The organism is Micromonospora sp. NPDC048170 (genome assembly GCF_040652795.1).
Lineage (GTDB): Bacteria > Actinomycetota > Actinomycetes > Mycobacteriales > Micromonosporaceae > Micromonospora.
On sequence record NZ_JBEZMR010000002.1, the window covers coordinates 125863 to 141978 of the forward strand.

Consider the following 16116-nt stretch of genomic DNA (forward strand, 5'->3'; position numbering starts at 1 on the left):
CCTTTCCCGCGCGCCCTCCCCGCCCCCGCCCTGCCCAGCCGGCCCGGCCCTGCCCACCCGGCCCAGCCGGGCTGGGCCGGGCCGGGCTGGGCTGGCTGGGCTGGCCCGGATCCCGCGATCTTGCACTTCCTGCCCCTGCGGCGCCCTATTAGTCCCTTATACCCGGGCACAAACTGCAAGATCGCGTGGCGTGGCGTGGTGGGCGCGAGGCAGGGTGGCGCGAGGCGCTAGGCAGGGCGGGGCGCGTGGCGTGGCGTGGTGGGCGCGAGGCAGCGCGGGGCGGGGCGCTAGGCAGGGCAGGGCGGGGTGGGAGGGCTTGTGCGGGGTGGGGGGTGCGGGGTGCAGGGGCGGTCGGGGTGGGAACGGGGCGCGGGTCTACGGGGTCAGAGCCAGCCGTTGCGGCGGAACCAGCGGTACAGGGCCAGCGAGATCGCGAGCATCAGGGCGAGAACGACCGGATAGCCGTACGTCATCCCCAGTTCCGGCATGACGTCGAAGTTCATTCCGTAGATGCCGGCGATGGCGGTCCAGACGGCGGCGATGGCGGCCCACGCGGCGATCTTGCGCATGTCGTTGTTCTGGTCGACCGTGACCTGTGCCAACCGCGCCTGGAGGATGGAGTTGAGCAGGTCGTCGTAGGAGTTGACCTGCTCGACGGTGCGGCTGAGGTGATCCTGCACGTCGCGGAAGTAGCGGCGGATCTCCTTCGGCACGTCGCGGTTCATCTGCGCGGTGAGCGTCATCAGGGGGCGTTGCAGGGGCATCACCGCCCGCTTGAACTCCACCAGTTCCCGCTTCATCTGGTAGATCCGCTGGATCCGGCCGCTGGACTGGCGGTCGAACACGTCGGCCTCCAGCGTGTCGAGGTCGTCTTCCAGCCGGTCGGCGACCTCCAGGTAGAGGTCCACCACCCGGTCGGTGACCGCGTACGCCACCGCCCAGGGTCCCTGGAGCAGCAGGTCCTGCTTCGTCTCCAGGTCGGCCCGGACGGGAGCCAGCCGGCAGGCGTCCCCGTGCCGGACGCTGATCAGGAAGTTCGGGCCGATGAAGAGCATCACCTGGCCGGTCTCGACGACCTCGGAGTGCTCGGTCAGCTCGGCGTGCTCGCAGTAGCGGGCGGTCCGCAGCACCAGGAAGCTGACCTCACCGAACTGCTCCAGCTTGGGGCGCTGCTGCGCCTTGACGGCGTCCTCGACGGCCAGTTCGTGCAGCCCGTACGTGGCGGCGATGGCGGTCATCTCGTCCAGCTCGGGCTCGTGCAGGCCGAGCCAGACGAAGCCGTGCTCCTCTCGGCGGGCCGCGGCGAGGGCCTCGGCGTACCGGCAGTCGCCGGGCTGCCGTTGGCCGTCGACGTAGAGGGCACAGTCGACGACCGCGCTGCGTTGGGGGCCGGACGGCGCGGGGAGCTGCTGCGGGTTGTCGGAGTTGAGCCGGCGGGTCATCGCCCGCACCGGTGCCACCCAGTCCCGGGGCCTGAGCACCCGTCCGCCGTTCGGCGAGGCCGTCCGCCCCTGCTGTCCCTGGTCCGTCATCACGCCCCCTCCCCACGCGCTGCCGGTGGTAGACAGTACGCCGCCGCCGCCGATCACCGCCGGTGACGATCGACGGGAGGGTGGGGCCGGGCGGGCCGGGTCGCTTCAGGGGGGTGAGGGGACGACTCGGCCCACCCGGCGCCCTTGGGGGCGGGGGTTGTGCTGGTCGCGCCACTCCACGTGCGGCCGGTCGGGCCGAGGCTCGTCGTCGGGCGCGGGCGGGGGCCGGCGCCGGACGGTGAGTTCCGCTACACGTGGTGAGTGACGCTCGCAGCATTGTGGGCCGCCGGCCGCCCCGGCGGGAGACCCGGGACGGCCGCGATCGTCGAACTGTCAGAAATCTGACAGAAATTCAGCCCCGTACGGCTGCCATGGCCTCCGCCAGCCGCCGCACGCCCTCGTCGATCTGGTCGGCGGTGACCGCCGAGTACGCCAGCCGCAGCGCGTGCCGCCCACCGTCGACGACGAAGTCACTGCCCTTGACCACGGCGACCCCGCGCTCGGCGGCGGCCGGCGCGAGCCTGTCGACCTCCACGTCCTCGGGCAGCTCGACCCAGAGGAAGTAGCCGCCGTCCGGCTCCACGAAACGGGCCTCCGGGATGTGCCGGCGCAGCGACTCGGCCAGCACCCGCGCCCGCTCGCCGAGCGCGGCGCGCACGGTCCCGATGGAACGCTCGATGTCGCCGGAGACGCAGAACTGGTGCACGATCGCCTCGGAGACCATGCCCGGCGAGATGTAGAGGCTGGTCGCCTTCTTCGCGATGTCGCCGATCAGGTCCGCCGGACCGACCAGGTAGCCGACCCGTACGCCCGGGCAGACCGTCTTGGTGAAGCTGGAGGCGTGCACCACGACGTCGCGGGTGTCCAGCGAGAGCATCGACGGCAGCGCCTCGCCCCGGAACCGGATGTCGGCGTACGGGTCGTCCTCGAAGATCGTGAACTCGTACTCGGCGGCGAGGTCGAGCAGCTCGCGGCGCTTCTCCAGGCTGAGGGTCACACCGGCCGGGTTCTGGTAGTTCGGGATCACGTGCGCCAGCCGGGGGCGCACTCCCGACTCCAGCAGCTTGCGCAGCTCTGCGGTGTCGAGCCCGTCCGGCTGGATGGAGACGCCGTGCAGCTCGCTGCCCATCCGCTGGAGGTTGAGCAGGGTCCGGTCGTACGTCGGGCGCTCCACCACCACCGCGTCGCCGGGGCGTACCAGGTGGTCGAAGAGGAACGCGTCCGCCTGCAACGACCCGTTGGTGATCAGCACCTGGTCGGCGGCGACCCCGTGCTTCTCGGCGATCCACTTCCGCAGCGGAAGGTAGCCGACGGAGGTGCCGTACGCCGTCACCCCGGCGGGGTCGGCGTCGAACGCGCGGACGGCGGCGGCCTTGAGCCCCTCGACATCGACGATGTCCAGCGAGGGAGCGCCACGGGCGAAGGAGATCAGCTGCTGGGCGGTCATGGCTGTTCAGCGTACGGAAGGCGACGGGGTGCGTGCGGACGGCACGGCGATGTCCGCATCCTGAGCCACCGGGACGGGTGACCGGCGTCGGCCGGTCGGCGGAAGATCAGACCGGAAGGCCGAGCGGGTCGTGCTGCGCTTCCCGGGAAAGCCCGTCCACGTGCAGGCCGAGCGTCGCGATCAGCTGCCCCCAGTCGAAGTACGACCGCCAGGCCGCGATCCGGCCACGCCGGACCCGCACGACGTCCACCACGTCCCAGCTCACCACCCGGCCGGTCGGCGCGACGGTGCCGAACGGGGTGTGCAGCACCCCGGTGTGGGTGCCGGTCAGCCGCTGCTCGACGGCCGCGCCACCGGCCGTCTGCACCGACCCGATCGGGTCGACGACCAGGTCCGGGAAGGCCCCGGTCCAGGTGCGCAACAGGGCGGGCAACTCGATCGGGCGCACCGTGACGCCGGGCATGGAGTAGAAGGCGTCGGTCGCGTAGAGGTCCGGCAGCCGGGCCACGTCCCGCCGCAGGAGCATCGCGTACTGCTGCTCGACCAGCCGATCCGCGCCACGCATGAGGACCTCCGTCGCGGGTCGCGGCCCGTCCGCGCCCGCACCGGATCCTTACCCGTCGATCGGCGCGCCACACCTTGCGACGGAGTCGCCGCTCAGGGCGCCTCGACCATCCGGCTGGCCGCCCAGACCCGCATGATGTCCCGTACGGAGATCACCCCGGCCACCTCGCGCCCGTCGAGCACCACCAGGTGCCGGAAGCCGCCCCGGGCCATGGCCGCGGCTGCCTCCTCCACCGTCCACTCCGGCGCGGCGTAGACCACGTCCCACGTGAGGTGGGCGGACGTCCGCTCGACGTCGCAGTCCAGGTCGGCCCCGATGGCCTTGAGCACGTCACGTTCGGTCATGATGCCGACCCCCTCGGAATCGGGGTCGATCACGACCGCCGACCCGACACCACGGGCCGACATCATCCGGGCCGCCTGACGGAGCGTGTGCTCCGGGCCGACCACGAGAACCTCGCTGGACATCGCTTCCCGAACCTGCATCACGCATCACCCCTGTGGGACGGTGGCACCCGGTAGGGGACATGGTGCGCCCGTGCGGTGCCCCGGACAAGACCGGGCATCGCCGAAACGCCCGAGCGCTCGCTACTGTCGTGGCGTGTCCACCGAGCCTCTGCGCTGCGCCGGCGCGCTGATCGTCGGCGACGACGGTCGAATCTTCATCCAGCGACGGTCCGCCCAACGGCGCATTTTTCCCAACTGCTGGGACATCGCCGGCGGCCACCTGGAGCCGGGCGAGGACTGGATGGACGCGCTGCGCCGGGAGGTGACCGAGGAGACCGGCTGGACGGTGTCGCACGTGCTCGGCCACGTCGGCGACTACCGCTACGTCGCCGACGACGGCCTGGCGCGGATCGAGCGCGACTGGCTGGTCCGGGTGGACGGCGACCTGGCCCGGCCGAGGCTGGAGGTGGACAGGCACACCGAGTTCCGGTGGCTCGCCGCCGACGAGCTCGACCTGCTCGACGAGCACCGCGACGTCAACGACGGGCTCATCCGGCGGATCGTGGCCGAAGGCTTCGCCGCCCTGCGCTCGATCGGTCTGTGAACGACACCGTCGAGCTGGCGCCGCACCGGTTCGCCGGCCTGGTCGCCCCGGCGGTCGACCGGGCGTTCGTCGCCGGCATCCTCGCCGGCCGCGACGGCGGCGGCGCCGAGCTGAGCCAGCGGTACGGCGGGCCGGCCGCCACCGGCTTCCTGCTGGAGTTCCGCACCCGCCTCGCGGCGCCGGGCGGGACGGTCGACGAGGCCGGATTCGCGGCGGTCACCCGCTACCGGGACCCGGTCGACTGCCGGCGGGCCCTGGACAAACAGGTGGCGTACGGGATGATCCACCGCAGCCCCGAGGGCGAACTCTCCGCCACCGAACGCGGCCTGGCCTTCCTCGCCGAGATCTGGCAGGTGCACGCGGAGGTGACCGAGGAACTCTGGGCGGGGCACGACGACCGGGTGGTGCGGCTGGTGGAGGCGTTCGGCCGGGTGCTCGCGTACGCGCTGGTGCTCACCGACGAGGAGGGCGCCGACGCTGGTGCGGCCTTCGCCGCGACGGCGCCGCCGTACGAGCCGGACGGCACCCCGCCCGGCGTGCTGCTGCTGAACCGGCTCGGCACGATGCGCTACCACCGGGCCGACGCGCACGCCGCCGCGTGGACCGCCGCCGGACACGACGCGACGAGCGCCGCCGCCCTGCCGCCCGGCCCGGAGCTGCTCGCCATCGAACTGGAGACCGACCGGCGGGCCGCCGGCCCGTACGCCGTGCTGACCGCCGAGGAGCGGCTGGCGGTGCTGGCGGACCTGGCGGCGCTGCCCGGCTGACCCGGTTGGCCACAGCGCCGCGGGCACGCGGGGCTATCCTCCAGCGGTGACCGGGAGTCGTACGAGGGAGGACGCCTCAATGATCGGGATGGTGCTCGCAGCCGGGGCGGGGCGTCGGCTGCGCCCGTACACCGACACCCTGCCCAAGGCGCTGGTGCCGGTGGACGGTGACACCACCATCCTGGACATCTCGCTGCGCAACCTGGCCGAGGTGGGGCTCACCGACGTCGTGATCGTGGTCGGCTACGCCGCCGACGCGGTCGTCTCCCGCCAGGCGGAACTGGAGAAGAAGTACGGCGTCACGATCACCCTCGTGCACAACGACAAGGCCGAGGAGTGGAACAACGCCTACTCCCTCTGGCTGGCCAGGGAGTACTTCGCCCGGGGCGTGCTGCTGGTCAACGGCGACACCGTGCACCCGGTGAGCGTGGAGAAGACCCTGCTGGCCGAGCGCGGCCCGGGCATCCTGCTCGCCGTCGACACCATCAAGCCGCTGGCCGAGGAGGAGATGAAGACCACCTTCGACGCCGCCGGCCAGCTCACCCGGATCACCAAGATCATGGACCCGGGCGACGCGTACGGGGAGTACATCGGCGCGACGCTGATCGAACCGCAGGTGGCCGACGCCCTCGCCGACGCCCTGGAGGCGACGTGGCGGCGCGACCCGAACCTCTACTACGAGGACGGCTACCAGGAGTTCGCCGACCGGGGTGGCGAGGTTCGGGCGGCGCCGATCGGCGACGTCTCCTGGGTCGAGGTCGACAACCACGCCGACCTGGCCCGGGCACGGGAGATCGCGTGCCGCTACTAGCCCGTAGCGTGCTGACCCCGCTGCACATCGACGTGCGCCGGGGGGCGGTGGCCGACCTCGGCGCGATCCTGGCCGACGGGCGGATCTCCGCCGGCGGTGACGTGGCGGTGGTGGTCGGTCCCGGGCAGGGGGAGAAGGTCGCCGACCTGATTCGGCCGTCGCTCCGGTCGGCCGACCTGTTCACCGTCACCGGGGGCAGCCTCGACGCCGCAGACGACCTGGGCGGCAAGCTCCGCGCCCGCTCGTACGACGCGGTGATCGGCATCGGCGGTGGCAAGACCATCGACGTGGCCAAGTACGCGGCGACCCGGCGGGGCCTGCCGATGGTCTCGGTCGCCACCAGCCTGGCCAACGACGGCATCGCCTCCCCCGTGGCGAGCTTGATCACCGACGGGATCAAGGGCTCCTACGGGGTGCACATCCCGATCGCCGTGATCGTCGATCTGGATTTCGTGGAGAGCGGTCCGGACCGGCACAACCGGGCCGGCATCGGGGACGTGGTGAGCAACATCAGCGCGCTGGCCGACTGGGAGTTGTCCCGGCAGGTACGCGGAGAACCGTTCGACGGGCTCGCCGCCTCGCTCTCCCGGGCGGGCGCCGAAGCGGTGCTCAACCACCCGGGCGACATGAGCGACGACGCCTTCGTCACCGTGCTGGCCGAGGCGTTGATCTCCAGCGGCCTGGCCATGGCGATCGAGGGCACCAGCCGCCCGTGCAGCGGCGGCTGCCACGAGATCATGCACGCGGTGGACGCGCTCTTCCCGGGTACCGCCTCGCACGGCGAGCTGGCCGGGCTGGGCGCGCTCTTCTGCACCTGGTTGCGGGGCGACCTGCGCCGGTTCCGGGACATGTCGGCCTGCCTGGCCCGGCACGGCCTGCCCCGGCTCCCCGCTGACGTGGGGCTCAGCGACGACCAGTTCGTGGAGGCGGTGCAGTTCGCGCCCCGGACCCGGCCGGACCGCTACACCATCCTCGAACACCTGGCGCTGTCGCCTACCGAGACGCGCAAGCGGCTGGCAGACTACGCCGGTGCAATCCGCGACCACCTTGGCTGAGTCCCGCCCCACCGTCGCCGACTTCCACCGGGTGAACCGGGGTGGCGGCCTGTTCAGCGAATCGATCAGCCAGTGGCTGGGCGCGGTCTTCGCGCTCGTCGCCCAGCGTCTCGGGCTGCGCCCGACCGCGCTGACCATCGCCAACCTGGTGCTCGGCCTGGCCACCTCGGTCACCGTGGTCGGGCTCGCCGGGCCGGTGGCCGCCGGCGACGTGCCGGCCTGGGCGGTCGGGCTGCTCGCCCTGGTCGGCTGGCAGGTGGCGTACTGCCTGGACTGCGCCGACGGCCAGCTGGCCCGGGTGACGGGGCAGGGCAGCGCCGCCGGGGCCCGGGTCGACGTGCTCTGCGACGTGGCCGCCCAGATCGCCCTGGTCGCCGCCCTGTCCGCGACGGCGGTGGCGCAGGAGCCGTCGACGCCGAGCTGGCTGGTCGCGACCTTCGCCGGCACCTGGATGGTCAACCTGGTCACGTCGGTGATGCAGGCCGGCCCGAACGCCGCCAGCATGGTCACCTCGACCTCGCTGCCCGTACGCCTCGTGAAGCTGGTCCGCGACTACGGTGCGGTGATCTTCGCCGCCGGCCTGGTGCTGGCCATCGCCCCCGCCCTCGTCCTCTGGGTGATGGTCGCGTTCACGGTCGTCAACGGTGGCTTCCTGCTGGCCAGCATCGCCTTCTCCGCCCGCGCCTCCCTGCGCTGAGCTACTGCCCGGCCGCCCTGCACCGCTCCGACCTGCCGCTCCGCCCCCTGTCGAGCTGCCCCACCTGTGCGACCGACTGATCAGCCCCACCCAACGGGCTGATCATGAAGTTAGCGGCACTGTTCGCGATCAACATCGCCGCCAACTTCATGATCAACGCATTGGGCGGGGGTGGGCGAGGGTTTTGGCGCTCTAACCATTGAGCTTTTGCAGCACGGCCAGGCGAGAGCGCCCGGCGGCGGTCAACGGTCCGGAAAGCCACTCGCTCCGGGGCATGGTGAAGGCAATCATGTCGGCGTGAAGCAGTACCGGAACCTTGTTCCCCCGCTCGACGGCGCCGATGTCGTACTCGTTGCGGGCTGTCGCTACCGCCCCAAGATCGTTTGTCGTTTACCCGGGTCCCGCCTGCGTACAGGGCCGGGTGAGCAGCAAACGATCGAGGCGCAGCCCACAGTCAAGGGACAGCCGGAGGGGGCGCGAGGTGGCTCAGCGGGGCGTGGCGGTGGCCGAGACGCCCGCGTACACGTCGATCAACTGGCGGGTGACCACGTCCGGGTGGAACGTGCGCTCGTAGCGGGCGCGCGCCGCCGGGGCGAGACGCGCCGCGCCGGCCCGGGCCACCGGCAGGGCGTCGGCCATCGCGGCCGGCTCCGGGGGCACCACCCAGCCCGCCTCGCCCGCCTGCACGCCGGTGGGCAGCGCGACGCGGCCCTCCCCCGGCGCGGCCGTGGCGACGGCGGCCGGGCCGGTGCCGGCGGGCTCGCGCGGGGCGTCCGCGCCGAGCAGGTACGGGATGCCGCCGAGGGCGGTGCCGAGCACCGGCCGGCCGCTGGCCAGCGCCTCGATGATCACCGTGGGCAGCACGTCGTGCCAGGTGGAGGCAGCGATGACGACCGCGCTGGCCTCGATCGCGGCGCGTACTCCGGCGCGGTCCAGCGGCCCGAGGTAGGTCACGTCGGCACGCTCCGCGGCGGCGGCCTCGGCCAGCGGGCGCAGTTCGCCGTCCCCGGCGATGCGCAGCGGGCCGAGCGCGCCGTCCGGGTGTCGCCGCCAGGCGTCCAGCAGCAGGGCCAGCCCCTTCTCCGGGGAGAGCCGGGCCATGTAGAGGAAGCCGTCGCCGAGCGGCGCGGGCGCCCCCGGGTCAGGAATACCGTTCGGCTTGACCACGATCCGCTCCGCCGGGATGCCGTAGTCGCGCAGGTGGTCGGCGACCGCCGAGGTGAGCGCGATGAACCGGTCCACCGACCGCCAGGTGCCCCGGTGCACGGCGAGCGTGGTCGCCATCAGGGCGCTCTGCGCCCGGGAGCCCCGGTAGCAGCGGTGCACGATCGCCGGCACGCCCAGGGCGCGGCCCCGGCAGTCCTGGCAGATCATCCCGTCCCGGAAGTAGAGCCCGGAGGAGCAGACCTGACGGTAGTTGTGCACCGTCTGCACCACCGGCACGCCGTGCCGGTGCGCGGTCCGCACGATCCACGGGGAGATCAGGGGGTACGGGTTGTGCAGGTGCAGCACGTCCGGCCGGTGCTCGCTGATGAGCCGGCTCAGGTCCTCCTGAGCGCGGGGCGCCCAGATCGGGGAGATCGGCAGCAGCGCCTTGGCCGACTTCGGCATCGTCGGGATCTCGTCCGAGCTGCGGATGAACGGCAGCACCTCGACGCCGGCCGCGGTGAGCTGGGCCATCTCCACGTCGACGATGGTGTTCTCGCCGGAGGGCTGAGCCTCCCGGTACCGGTTGTGCGCCACCACGATTCTCACTGAGCTCGCCTTTCGTTCGCGACTGCGGGACTCGCAAGCTCATTCCTCGCGCTCACGGGAAAGAAGGCTACCGTTGGCTGGTGCCCGAACTACCGGAGGTTGAGGCGCTCGCGGGCTACCTGCGTGAGCGCGCGGTGGGGCGGCGCGTCGACCGGTTGGAGGTCGCCGCGATCAGCGCCCTGAAGACGTACGATCCGGCGCCGACCGCCGCCGCCGGACGGGTGGTGACCGACGCCCGCCGGCACGGCAAGTTCCTCGACGTGGTGCTCGACGGCGACCTGCACGTGGTGGTCCACCTGGCCCGGGCAGGCTGGCTGCACTACCGGGAGGCGTTCGGATCCGCCGCCCCGCTGCGGCCCGGCAAGGGCCCGGTCGCGCTGCGGGTACGCCTCGACGACGGCTCCGGCTTCGACCTGACCGAGGCCGGCACCCAGAAGAGCCTCGCCGTCTACCTGGTCACCGACCCTCGGGCGGTGCCCGGGGTGGCCCGGCTGGGCCCGGACGCCCTCGCCGCCGACCTGGCCACCTTCGCCGAGCGGATGCGTAGCCGTAAGGGCCAGGTCAAGGGCGTGCTCACCGACCAGACGGTGCTGGCCGGGGTCGGCAACGCGTACTCCGACGAGATCCTGCACGCGGCGAAGCTGTCGCCGTTCGCGCTGACCAACCGGTTGACCGACGACCAGCTCGCGACCCTGCACGTGGCGACGCGGGAGGTGCTCGGCGACGCGGTGCGCCGGTCGGTCGGGCAGAAGGCCGCCGAACTGAAGGGCGAGAAGCGCTCGGGTCTGAGGGTGCACGCCCGTACGGGGCAGCCCTGCCCGGTGTGCGGGGACACCGTCCGTCAGGTCTCGTTCGCCGATTCCAGCCTCCAGTACTGCGCCACCTGCCAGACCGGCGGCAAGCCTCTCGCTGACCGAAGGCTGTCGCGACTTGTACGGTGAGTGACAACACTGCCGGCTACAGAACGGATTCGGCCATCCCGCGCCGAAGGTCGGAGTTGTGGCTCTACCCGGCCCGTCATCCATCGGTATAGTGGCTCGGTCCCCGGCTCCTGAATGGCGTGGAGCCGGCCAGACGCCCGGCGGCTTCCACACCGGCGCGTTGTCCCTCGGGTCAGCGCGCGGGTCGGTTCCCGCGTGGGAGACTGGAACGGTGGGCGACCCGGGCCCTCACGGCGAGTGAGCGGCCCGTGTCATGCGGGAGGACATGGATGAGGTGACGACAAGCCTCCAGCGCCCGGAGACCAACACAGGCCGGAGCAAACTCGTGCGGCACGTCGACAGCTTCGAGATCCAGCCGCCGGCGGCGCCCCACAACGGCGTACCCCGGTCCGCGTGGGCTCGGGCCCGCCGTCGGGTGTCGCGCTGGCACCGCCCCTACATCGCCCTCCTGCTGCTGCTCGACTTCGCAGCCGCCGCGGTCGCCAGCATGATCGCCATCGAGACGTTCGACCAGTCGCGGGCGGGCTTCTACAACGCCGAGCAGGACCCGACGTGGTTCCACACGGTGGCGTTCGTGCTGCTGCCGCTCGGCTGGGTGGTCAGCCTCTGGGCCAACCGCTCGTACGACCGGCGCTACCTCGGCCTCGGTCCCGACGAGTACAAGCGGGTGATCCGGGCCGGCGTCGCCGTCACCGCGACGGTGTCCTTCCTCGCCTTCGCCACCAAGACCGACCTGTCCCGGTACACGGTCGGCACCGCCCTGCTCGCGGCGCTGCTGCTGATCCTGTTGAACCGGATCCTCTGCCGCTTCGTGCTGCACGTGGTCCGGCGCAACATCGGCCAGGCCGGTCACCGGATGGTGCTGGTCGGCACCCTGCCGGAGTGCCTGGAGGTCTACACCGCGGTCACCCGCAACCCGTCCGCCGGGCTGGTGCCGGTCGCCATCCACGTCACCGACGGCTACGCCGCCGCCAAGGGCATCGAGACCCCGGTCCCGGTGTACGCGGGCCGCGACGTCCTCGCCCTGGTCCGGGAGGTCGGCGGCGACACGATCGCGGTCTGCGGCTCGGCGAGCGCGGAGCCGGGCGAGCTGCGCCGGCTGGCCTGGCAGTTGGAGGGCTCGGGCGTCGACCTGGTCGTCGCCCCGCAGCTGACCGACATCGCCGGTCCCCGGGTGCACATCCGGCCGATCGAGGGCCTGCCGCTGCTGCACGTCGAGGAGCCGACCCTCTCCGGGCCGGCGCTGCTCGCCAAGAACCTGATGGACCGGGTCGCCGCCGGGCTCGGCCTGCTGATGCTGACCCCGGTCTTCCTGTTCATCGCGATCGCGATCCGGGTCTCCGACCCCGGCCCGGTCTTCTTCCGCCAGCCCAGGGTCGGCCACGAGGGCCGCACCTTCCGGGTCTGGAAGTTCCGCACCATGTACGTGGACGCGGAGGACCGGCTGGCGAGCCTCGTCGACCGCAACGAGACCGACGGCATGCTGTTCAAGATGAAGGAGGACCCGCGGGTCTTCCCGGTGGGCCGCTTCCTGCGCGCCTCCTCGCTGGACGAGCTGCCGCAGTTGATCAACGTGCTGAAGGGCGAGATGTCGCTGGTCGGGCCGCGCCCGCTGCCCGCCGACGACGGCGACTTCCTCGGTGACGTCCGCCGTCGGCTGCTGGTCCGGCCGGGCATGACCGGGCTGTGGCAGGTCTCCGGCCGCTCCGACCTGTCCTGGGACGAGGCGGTCCGGCTCGACCTCTACTACGTCGACAACTGGTCGCTGGCGTACGACCTGAGCATTCTGTGGCGCACCGTCGGGGTGGTGCTCGCCCGCAAGGGCGCGTACTGACCCTTGGCGTCCGGGCCGGCAGGGGCCAGGATCGCTGCGTGGGTGGCAACCTCTCGGGCTTGTTCGGCGTCGTCTCGCTGGTCGCCGCATTGGGCGCGGCCCTGTTCGCCGTGATCCGGTTGCGCGCGCGGCGGGGCATCGCCACGGCCACCCAGCGGGCCACGTACGAGGTGCTGCACACCGCCGGGCTGGCCGCCGAGCCGCTGCGCGCCGGCCTGAGTGCCGCGAACGCGGCGAAGGCCGTACGCCATCTGCGGACGCTGGTGGGGGCGGCCGGGCTGGCGCTGACCGACCGGGAGGAGCTGCTCGCCCTGGACGGGCGGGGCGGGCACCATCACGCGCAACTGGTCGCGGCGGCCCGGCGGGCCGTGGCGTCGGGCCGCTCGACGGTCCTCGGCGACTCCGAGCTGCACTGCGACCGGGTCGACTGCCCGGTGCGCGGCGCGGTGGTGGCCCCGCTGACCGGCGCCGACGGGCGCAGGGTAGGTGCGCTGGTCGCGGTGGCCGACGGCCAGCCGGCGCCCGGCCTGGTGCAGGCCACCCTGGAGACGGCGCACTGGGCGGGCAACCAGCTCGCCCTGGCCGAGCTGGACTCCTCCCGGGAGCGGCTGGCCCGCGCCGAGGTACGCGCCCTGCGTGCCCAGATCAGCCCGCACTTCATCTACAACGCGCTGACCGCGATCGGCTCCTTCGTCCGCACCGACCCGGACCGGGCGCGGGAGCTGATCCTGGAGTTCGCCGAGTTCACCCGGTACTCGTTCCGGGCGCACGGCGAGTTCACCACGCTGGCCGAGGAGCTGCGCTCGATCGACCGCTACCTGACGATCGAGCGGGCGCGGTTCGGTGACCGGCTCCAGGTGCGCCTCCAGATCGCCCCCGAGGTGCTGCCGGTGACGCTGCCCTTCCTCTGCCTGCAACCGCTGGTGGAGAACGCCGTCCGGCACGGGTTGTCCCGCAAGCCGGGCACGGGCATGGTGAGCATCGAGGCCCGGGACGCGGGCACCGAGTGCCACATCACCGTGGAGGACGACGGAGTGGGGATGGATCCGACCACGCTGACCGCCGGCATCGCCGAGCTGGCCGGCGCCGCCGGGGACCCGGGCGACGACCCGGGCCAGCACGTCGGGCTCTCCAACGTCGACGAGCGGCTCCGGTCGGTCTTCGGCGACGGCTTCGGCCTCGTCGTCGAGACGGGCCTCAATTCGGGTACGAAGGTGAGCATGCGGGTGCCGAAGTTCCACCCCGGCGTACGGGCCGGCTCGTGACCGAGCGTGGCGACCGGGCCGACCGGATCGGCGCGGTGAGCGCGTCCGGGTTCCTCCGGGTGCTGGCGGTCGACGACGAGCCGCCGGCGCTGGACGAGTTGGCGTACCACCTGCGGGCCGATCCCCGGGTGGCCCGGCTGCACACGGCGGGGGACGCGACGGAGGCGCTGCGGTTGCTCCGCGACGGCGACGTGGACGTGGTCTTCCTCGACATCCGGATGCCCGGGCTGGACGGCATGGAGCTGGCCCGGGTACTGCGCCGGTTCGCCCGGCCACCGGCGATCGTCTTCGTCACCGCGTACGACGACGGGGCGGTCGACGCGTTCGACCTGGGCGCCACCGACTACGTCCGCAAGCCCGTACGCGCCGAACGGCTCGCCGAGTCGCTGCGCCGGGTGATCGGCTCCCGGGTGGTGCCGTCGCACCCGGCGGCGCTGGCCCGCGCGGAGGAGGACCCGACCATCCCGATCGAGCTGGCCGGCACCACCCGGATGCTGCCCCGCTCGGCGGTGCGCTGGGTGGAGGCGCAGGGCGACTACGCCCGGCTGCACACCGCCGACGGCTCGCACCTGGTGCGGGTGTCGCTGGCGACCCTCGCGGAACGCTGGGCGGATGCCGGTTTCGTCCGGATCCACCGGTCCTACCTGGTGCAGCTCAAGCTGATCGCCGAGCTGCGGCTGGTCAACTCCGGCTACGTGGTGGTGATCGACTCGGCGGAGCTGCCGGTCAGCCGCCGGCACACCCGCGAGTTGAAGGACAAGCTGGTCCGCGCAGCAAAGCAGGACTGGAACCGCTGACCCGTCCCGCGCGCCGCCGACGGTCAGGACGCGAGCCGGGCGACGACGTGCAGGGCCACCGCCCTGGCCTCCTCCATCAGCAGCGGGGAGTCCGACAGCTCCGACCGGGCCCGGGCGTCGTTGGCGACGTCCAGCCGGAGCCGGCCGGCATTCCGCAACTCGACGTCGACCAGGTGCCGGACCGACCCATCCGCGCCGACGCTCGTCTGGGCCCTGGTCCGCGCGCCGGCGGGCGCATCCGACGCCTCGCACATGACGCTTCCGCCCCGGCCCACAGCCTTGCAGGACCAGTCGAACGGGGCGGACGGCCCGGACCCGCCGAGGGTCAGCGCCACCGTCAGGACGCCCTGACGCCCTTGGTGCCGCAGGGTCGAGCCGACCTGGACGGTGACCGGGCCGTTGCGCGCCGTCCGGTCGTGCACCTGGGCCCGGCTCGGCCGGCGGATCCACGCCGCACCGGGCGCCTCCGCATGCAGGGCCTGGTCCACCGCCGCGACCAGCCGTCGCGCCGTGGCCCCGGGCGGTTCCCCGCGCCGATCGGAAGCCCGCCGCACGCCGACCTCGCCGGGTGTCGGGTCGAGGCGGCGCGACCTGTCGGGGGCAACCTCCCGAATGCTGGTCCCGGACGGGTACGCGGCCCACATGGTGACACGTCGGTCGTCCGCCCCCCGGTCGATCGCGACGACCGCGCCGGCCCCGACCAGACCCAGCACGAGAGCGAGCGGTACGCCGAGCCGTCTCCCAGTGATCTGCACGCCCCTCACCACGGATTTCTCCCCGGAAGGTTGCATCAGGACTTGACCCGCCCCTCCAGGTACCACGCGATGGCGGTCACCTGTTCCTGGGACAGCGGGGATTCCGGCTGCGCCGGCACCACCGACTCGTCGACCCCGACCATGTTCGTGATGCTCACCTCGAGCCTCCGCTTGTCGGGCAACTCAACGATGATCAGGTGCTGCACGCTCAACTGCCGTCGACCCGTGTAGGTCTGGGTCTGGGTCTTCGTCCGGCCGCCGCTCGGGGACCTCCCCTCCGCGCACACCCAGCGGTACCGGCTGTCCTCCTGGATGCCCGGCGGAAGCCGGCACGGCCAGTGAAATCCGGCGTCGTCCTGGCTGCGGAGGTCCGCTGAGATGGAGATGCCCAGCGCCCCCCTCCGCCCCTGGTAGCTCACCCCGGAGTTGCCCACGACCAGGTCGGTGGTGCCGTTGTGGATGAACGTCGGCGGCTGCCCGTCGGGCTTGCGTTCCTCGCCGACGTACTCCGGCATCCAGAACCACGTCGCACCGGGCGCCACCTCTTGCAGCGCCCGGTCCAGTTCCTGGCTGAGCCGCCGGGCGGTGACGTCGGCCGACTCCGAGGTGTCGAAGAGCAGCCGAAACCGGGTGTCCGGGGCGGCCGCGACCGGCGGCGGGCCGGACTGCTGCCCGGGTACGGCAACGGCGACGCCGCCGGCCAGCACCAGCACGGCGGCCAGCGAGCCGCCGAGTCGCCGGGCGGCCCGGCCGCGCCGTTCCCGCCGGACGATGCCCGGCACGTCCACCCGGACCGGCGGCGGCGTGCCGATCAACTCGTCGAACAACTGGTGACTCATCGGGTT

At 72.7% G+C, this 16116-nt stretch carries 16 protein-coding genes; 9 read left to right on the forward strand and 7 right to left on the reverse strand.

The window, feature by feature from the left end:
- Positions 1-383 precede the first annotated feature (383 nt).
- From corA to AB0D32_RS04100, 4 genes are all read right to left on the reverse strand, one after another.
- Positions 384-1532: a magnesium/cobalt transporter CorA gene (gene corA / locus AB0D32_RS04085; RefSeq protein WP_357084590.1), complete on the reverse strand. Its 1149-nt coding sequence runs from the start codon at positions 1530-1532 to the stop codon at positions 384-386.
- Positions 1533-1884: 352 nt separating this feature from the next.
- Complete coding sequence (locus tag AB0D32_RS04090) at positions 1885-2979, reverse strand: PLP-dependent aminotransferase family protein (RefSeq protein WP_357084593.1); 1095 nt, start codon at positions 2977-2979, stop codon at positions 1885-1887.
- Positions 2980-3085: 106 nt separating this feature from the next.
- Positions 3086-3544 (reverse strand): ester cyclase, encoded by a 459-nt coding sequence (locus AB0D32_RS04095; RefSeq protein ID WP_357084596.1) that lies wholly within the window; start codon positions 3542-3544, stop codon positions 3086-3088.
- Between the two features lie 92 nt (positions 3545-3636).
- The gene (locus tag AB0D32_RS04100) at positions 3637-4029 is read right to left on the reverse strand and encodes a CBS domain-containing protein (RefSeq protein WP_357084599.1); all 393 of its coding nucleotides are present in this window, start codon (positions 4027-4029) and stop codon (positions 3637-3639) included.
- 115 nt (positions 4030-4144) lie between these two features.
- On the opposite strand from AB0D32_RS04100, the gene AB0D32_RS04105 reads away from it, so the two are divergent.
- The 5 genes from AB0D32_RS04105 to AB0D32_RS04125 all read left to right on the forward strand — a co-directional run bounded on the left by AB0D32_RS04105 (position 4145) and on the right by AB0D32_RS04125 (position 7924).
- On the forward strand, positions 4145-4594 hold the full coding sequence (locus AB0D32_RS04105; protein WP_357084603.1) for an NUDIX domain-containing protein: 450 nt from the start codon (positions 4145-4147) through the stop codon (positions 4592-4594).
- Entirely contained in the window at positions 4591-5361 is a 771-nt protein-coding gene (locus tag AB0D32_RS04110) for a hypothetical protein (RefSeq protein WP_357084606.1), read from the forward strand. Before AB0D32_RS04105 ends, AB0D32_RS04110 begins: the two co-directional genes overlap by 4 nt.
- A gap of 79 nt (positions 5362-5440) precedes the next feature.
- Complete coding sequence (locus tag AB0D32_RS04115; RefSeq protein WP_357085639.1) at positions 5441-6172, forward strand: phosphocholine cytidylyltransferase family protein; 732 nt, start codon at positions 5441-5443, stop codon at positions 6170-6172.
- A complete protein-coding gene (locus AB0D32_RS04120) occupies positions 6160-7227 on the forward strand; it encodes an iron-containing alcohol dehydrogenase family protein (RefSeq protein ID WP_357084609.1) in 1068 nt (355 codons plus the stop codon). Before AB0D32_RS04115 ends, AB0D32_RS04120 begins: the two co-directional genes overlap by 13 nt.
- Complete coding sequence (locus AB0D32_RS04125; protein WP_357084612.1) at positions 7202-7924, forward strand: CDP-alcohol phosphatidyltransferase family protein; 723 nt, start codon at positions 7202-7204, stop codon at positions 7922-7924. Before AB0D32_RS04120 ends, AB0D32_RS04125 begins: the two co-directional genes overlap by 26 nt.
- A gap of 486 nt (positions 7925-8410) precedes the next feature.
- Here the strand turns inward: AB0D32_RS04125 and AB0D32_RS04130 are convergent, their stop codons facing one another.
- Positions 8411-9679 carry a glycosyltransferase family 4 protein gene (locus AB0D32_RS04130; protein WP_357084615.1) on the reverse strand — a complete coding sequence of 423 codons (1269 nt, stop codon included), beginning with the start codon at positions 9677-9679 and terminating at the stop codon, positions 8411-8413.
- A gap of 80 nt (positions 9680-9759) precedes the next feature.
- Between AB0D32_RS04130 and AB0D32_RS04135 the strand changes: the two genes are divergently transcribed.
- The 4 genes from AB0D32_RS04135 (at position 9760) to AB0D32_RS04150 (ending at position 14516) form a co-directional block, all read left to right on the forward strand.
- Entirely contained in the window at positions 9760-10620 is an 861-nt protein-coding gene (locus AB0D32_RS04135) for a DNA-formamidopyrimidine glycosylase family protein (protein ID WP_357084618.1), read from the forward strand.
- 265 nt (positions 10621-10885) lie between these two features.
- Positions 10886-12454 (forward strand): sugar transferase, encoded by a 1569-nt coding sequence (locus AB0D32_RS04140; RefSeq protein WP_357085642.1) that lies wholly within the window; start codon positions 10886-10888, stop codon positions 12452-12454.
- A 38-nt stretch (positions 12455-12492) separates the two neighbouring features.
- Positions 12493-13719, forward strand: coding sequence for a histidine kinase (locus AB0D32_RS04145; RefSeq protein WP_357084621.1), 1227 nt, complete (start codon positions 12493-12495; stop codon positions 13717-13719).
- Positions 13720-13754: 35 nt separating this feature from the next.
- On the forward strand, positions 13755-14516 hold the full coding sequence (locus AB0D32_RS04150; RefSeq protein WP_357085644.1) for a LytTR family DNA-binding domain-containing protein: 762 nt from the start codon (positions 13755-13757) through the stop codon (positions 14514-14516).
- 23 nt (positions 14517-14539) lie between these two features.
- Here AB0D32_RS04150 and AB0D32_RS04155 read toward each other — a convergent pair whose 3' ends face one another.
- The gene (locus tag AB0D32_RS04155; RefSeq protein WP_357084624.1) at positions 14540-15271 is read right to left on the reverse strand and encodes a hypothetical protein; all 732 of its coding nucleotides are present in this window, start codon (positions 15269-15271) and stop codon (positions 14540-14542) included.
- Positions 15272-15306: 35 nt separating this feature from the next.
- On the reverse strand, positions 15307-16110 hold the full coding sequence (locus AB0D32_RS04160) for a hypothetical protein (RefSeq protein WP_357084627.1): 804 nt from the start codon (positions 16108-16110) through the stop codon (positions 15307-15309).
- Positions 16111-16116 lie beyond the last annotated feature (6 nt).

Excerpts from the sequence above, each read along its gene's own strand:
- AB0D32_RS04100 (WP_357084599.1), bottom strand. The coding sequence starts at position 4,029 with ATGCAGGTTCGGGAAGCGATGTCCAGCGAGGTTCTCGTGGTCGGCCCG.
- AB0D32_RS04095 (WP_357084596.1), bottom strand. The coding sequence starts at position 3,544 with ATGCGTGGCGCGGATCGGCTGGTCGAGCAGCAGTACGCGATGCTCCTG.
- corA (WP_357084590.1), bottom strand. The coding sequence starts at position 1,532 with ATGACGGACCAGGGACAGCAGGGGCGGACGGCCTCGCCGAACGGCGGA.
- AB0D32_RS04160 (WP_357084627.1), bottom strand. The coding sequence starts at position 16,110 with ATGAGTCACCAGTTGTTCGACGAGTTGATCGGCACGCCGCCGCCGGTC.
- AB0D32_RS04115 (WP_357085639.1), top strand. The coding sequence starts at position 5,441 with ATGATCGGGATGGTGCTCGCAGCCGGGGCGGGGCGTCGGCTGCGCCCG.
- AB0D32_RS04090 (WP_357084593.1), bottom strand. The coding sequence starts at position 2,979 with ATGACCGCCCAGCAGCTGATCTCCTTCGCCCGTGGCGCTCCCTCGCTG.
- AB0D32_RS04140 (WP_357085642.1), top strand. The coding sequence starts at position 10,886 with ATGGATGAGGTGACGACAAGCCTCCAGCGCCCGGAGACCAACACAGGC.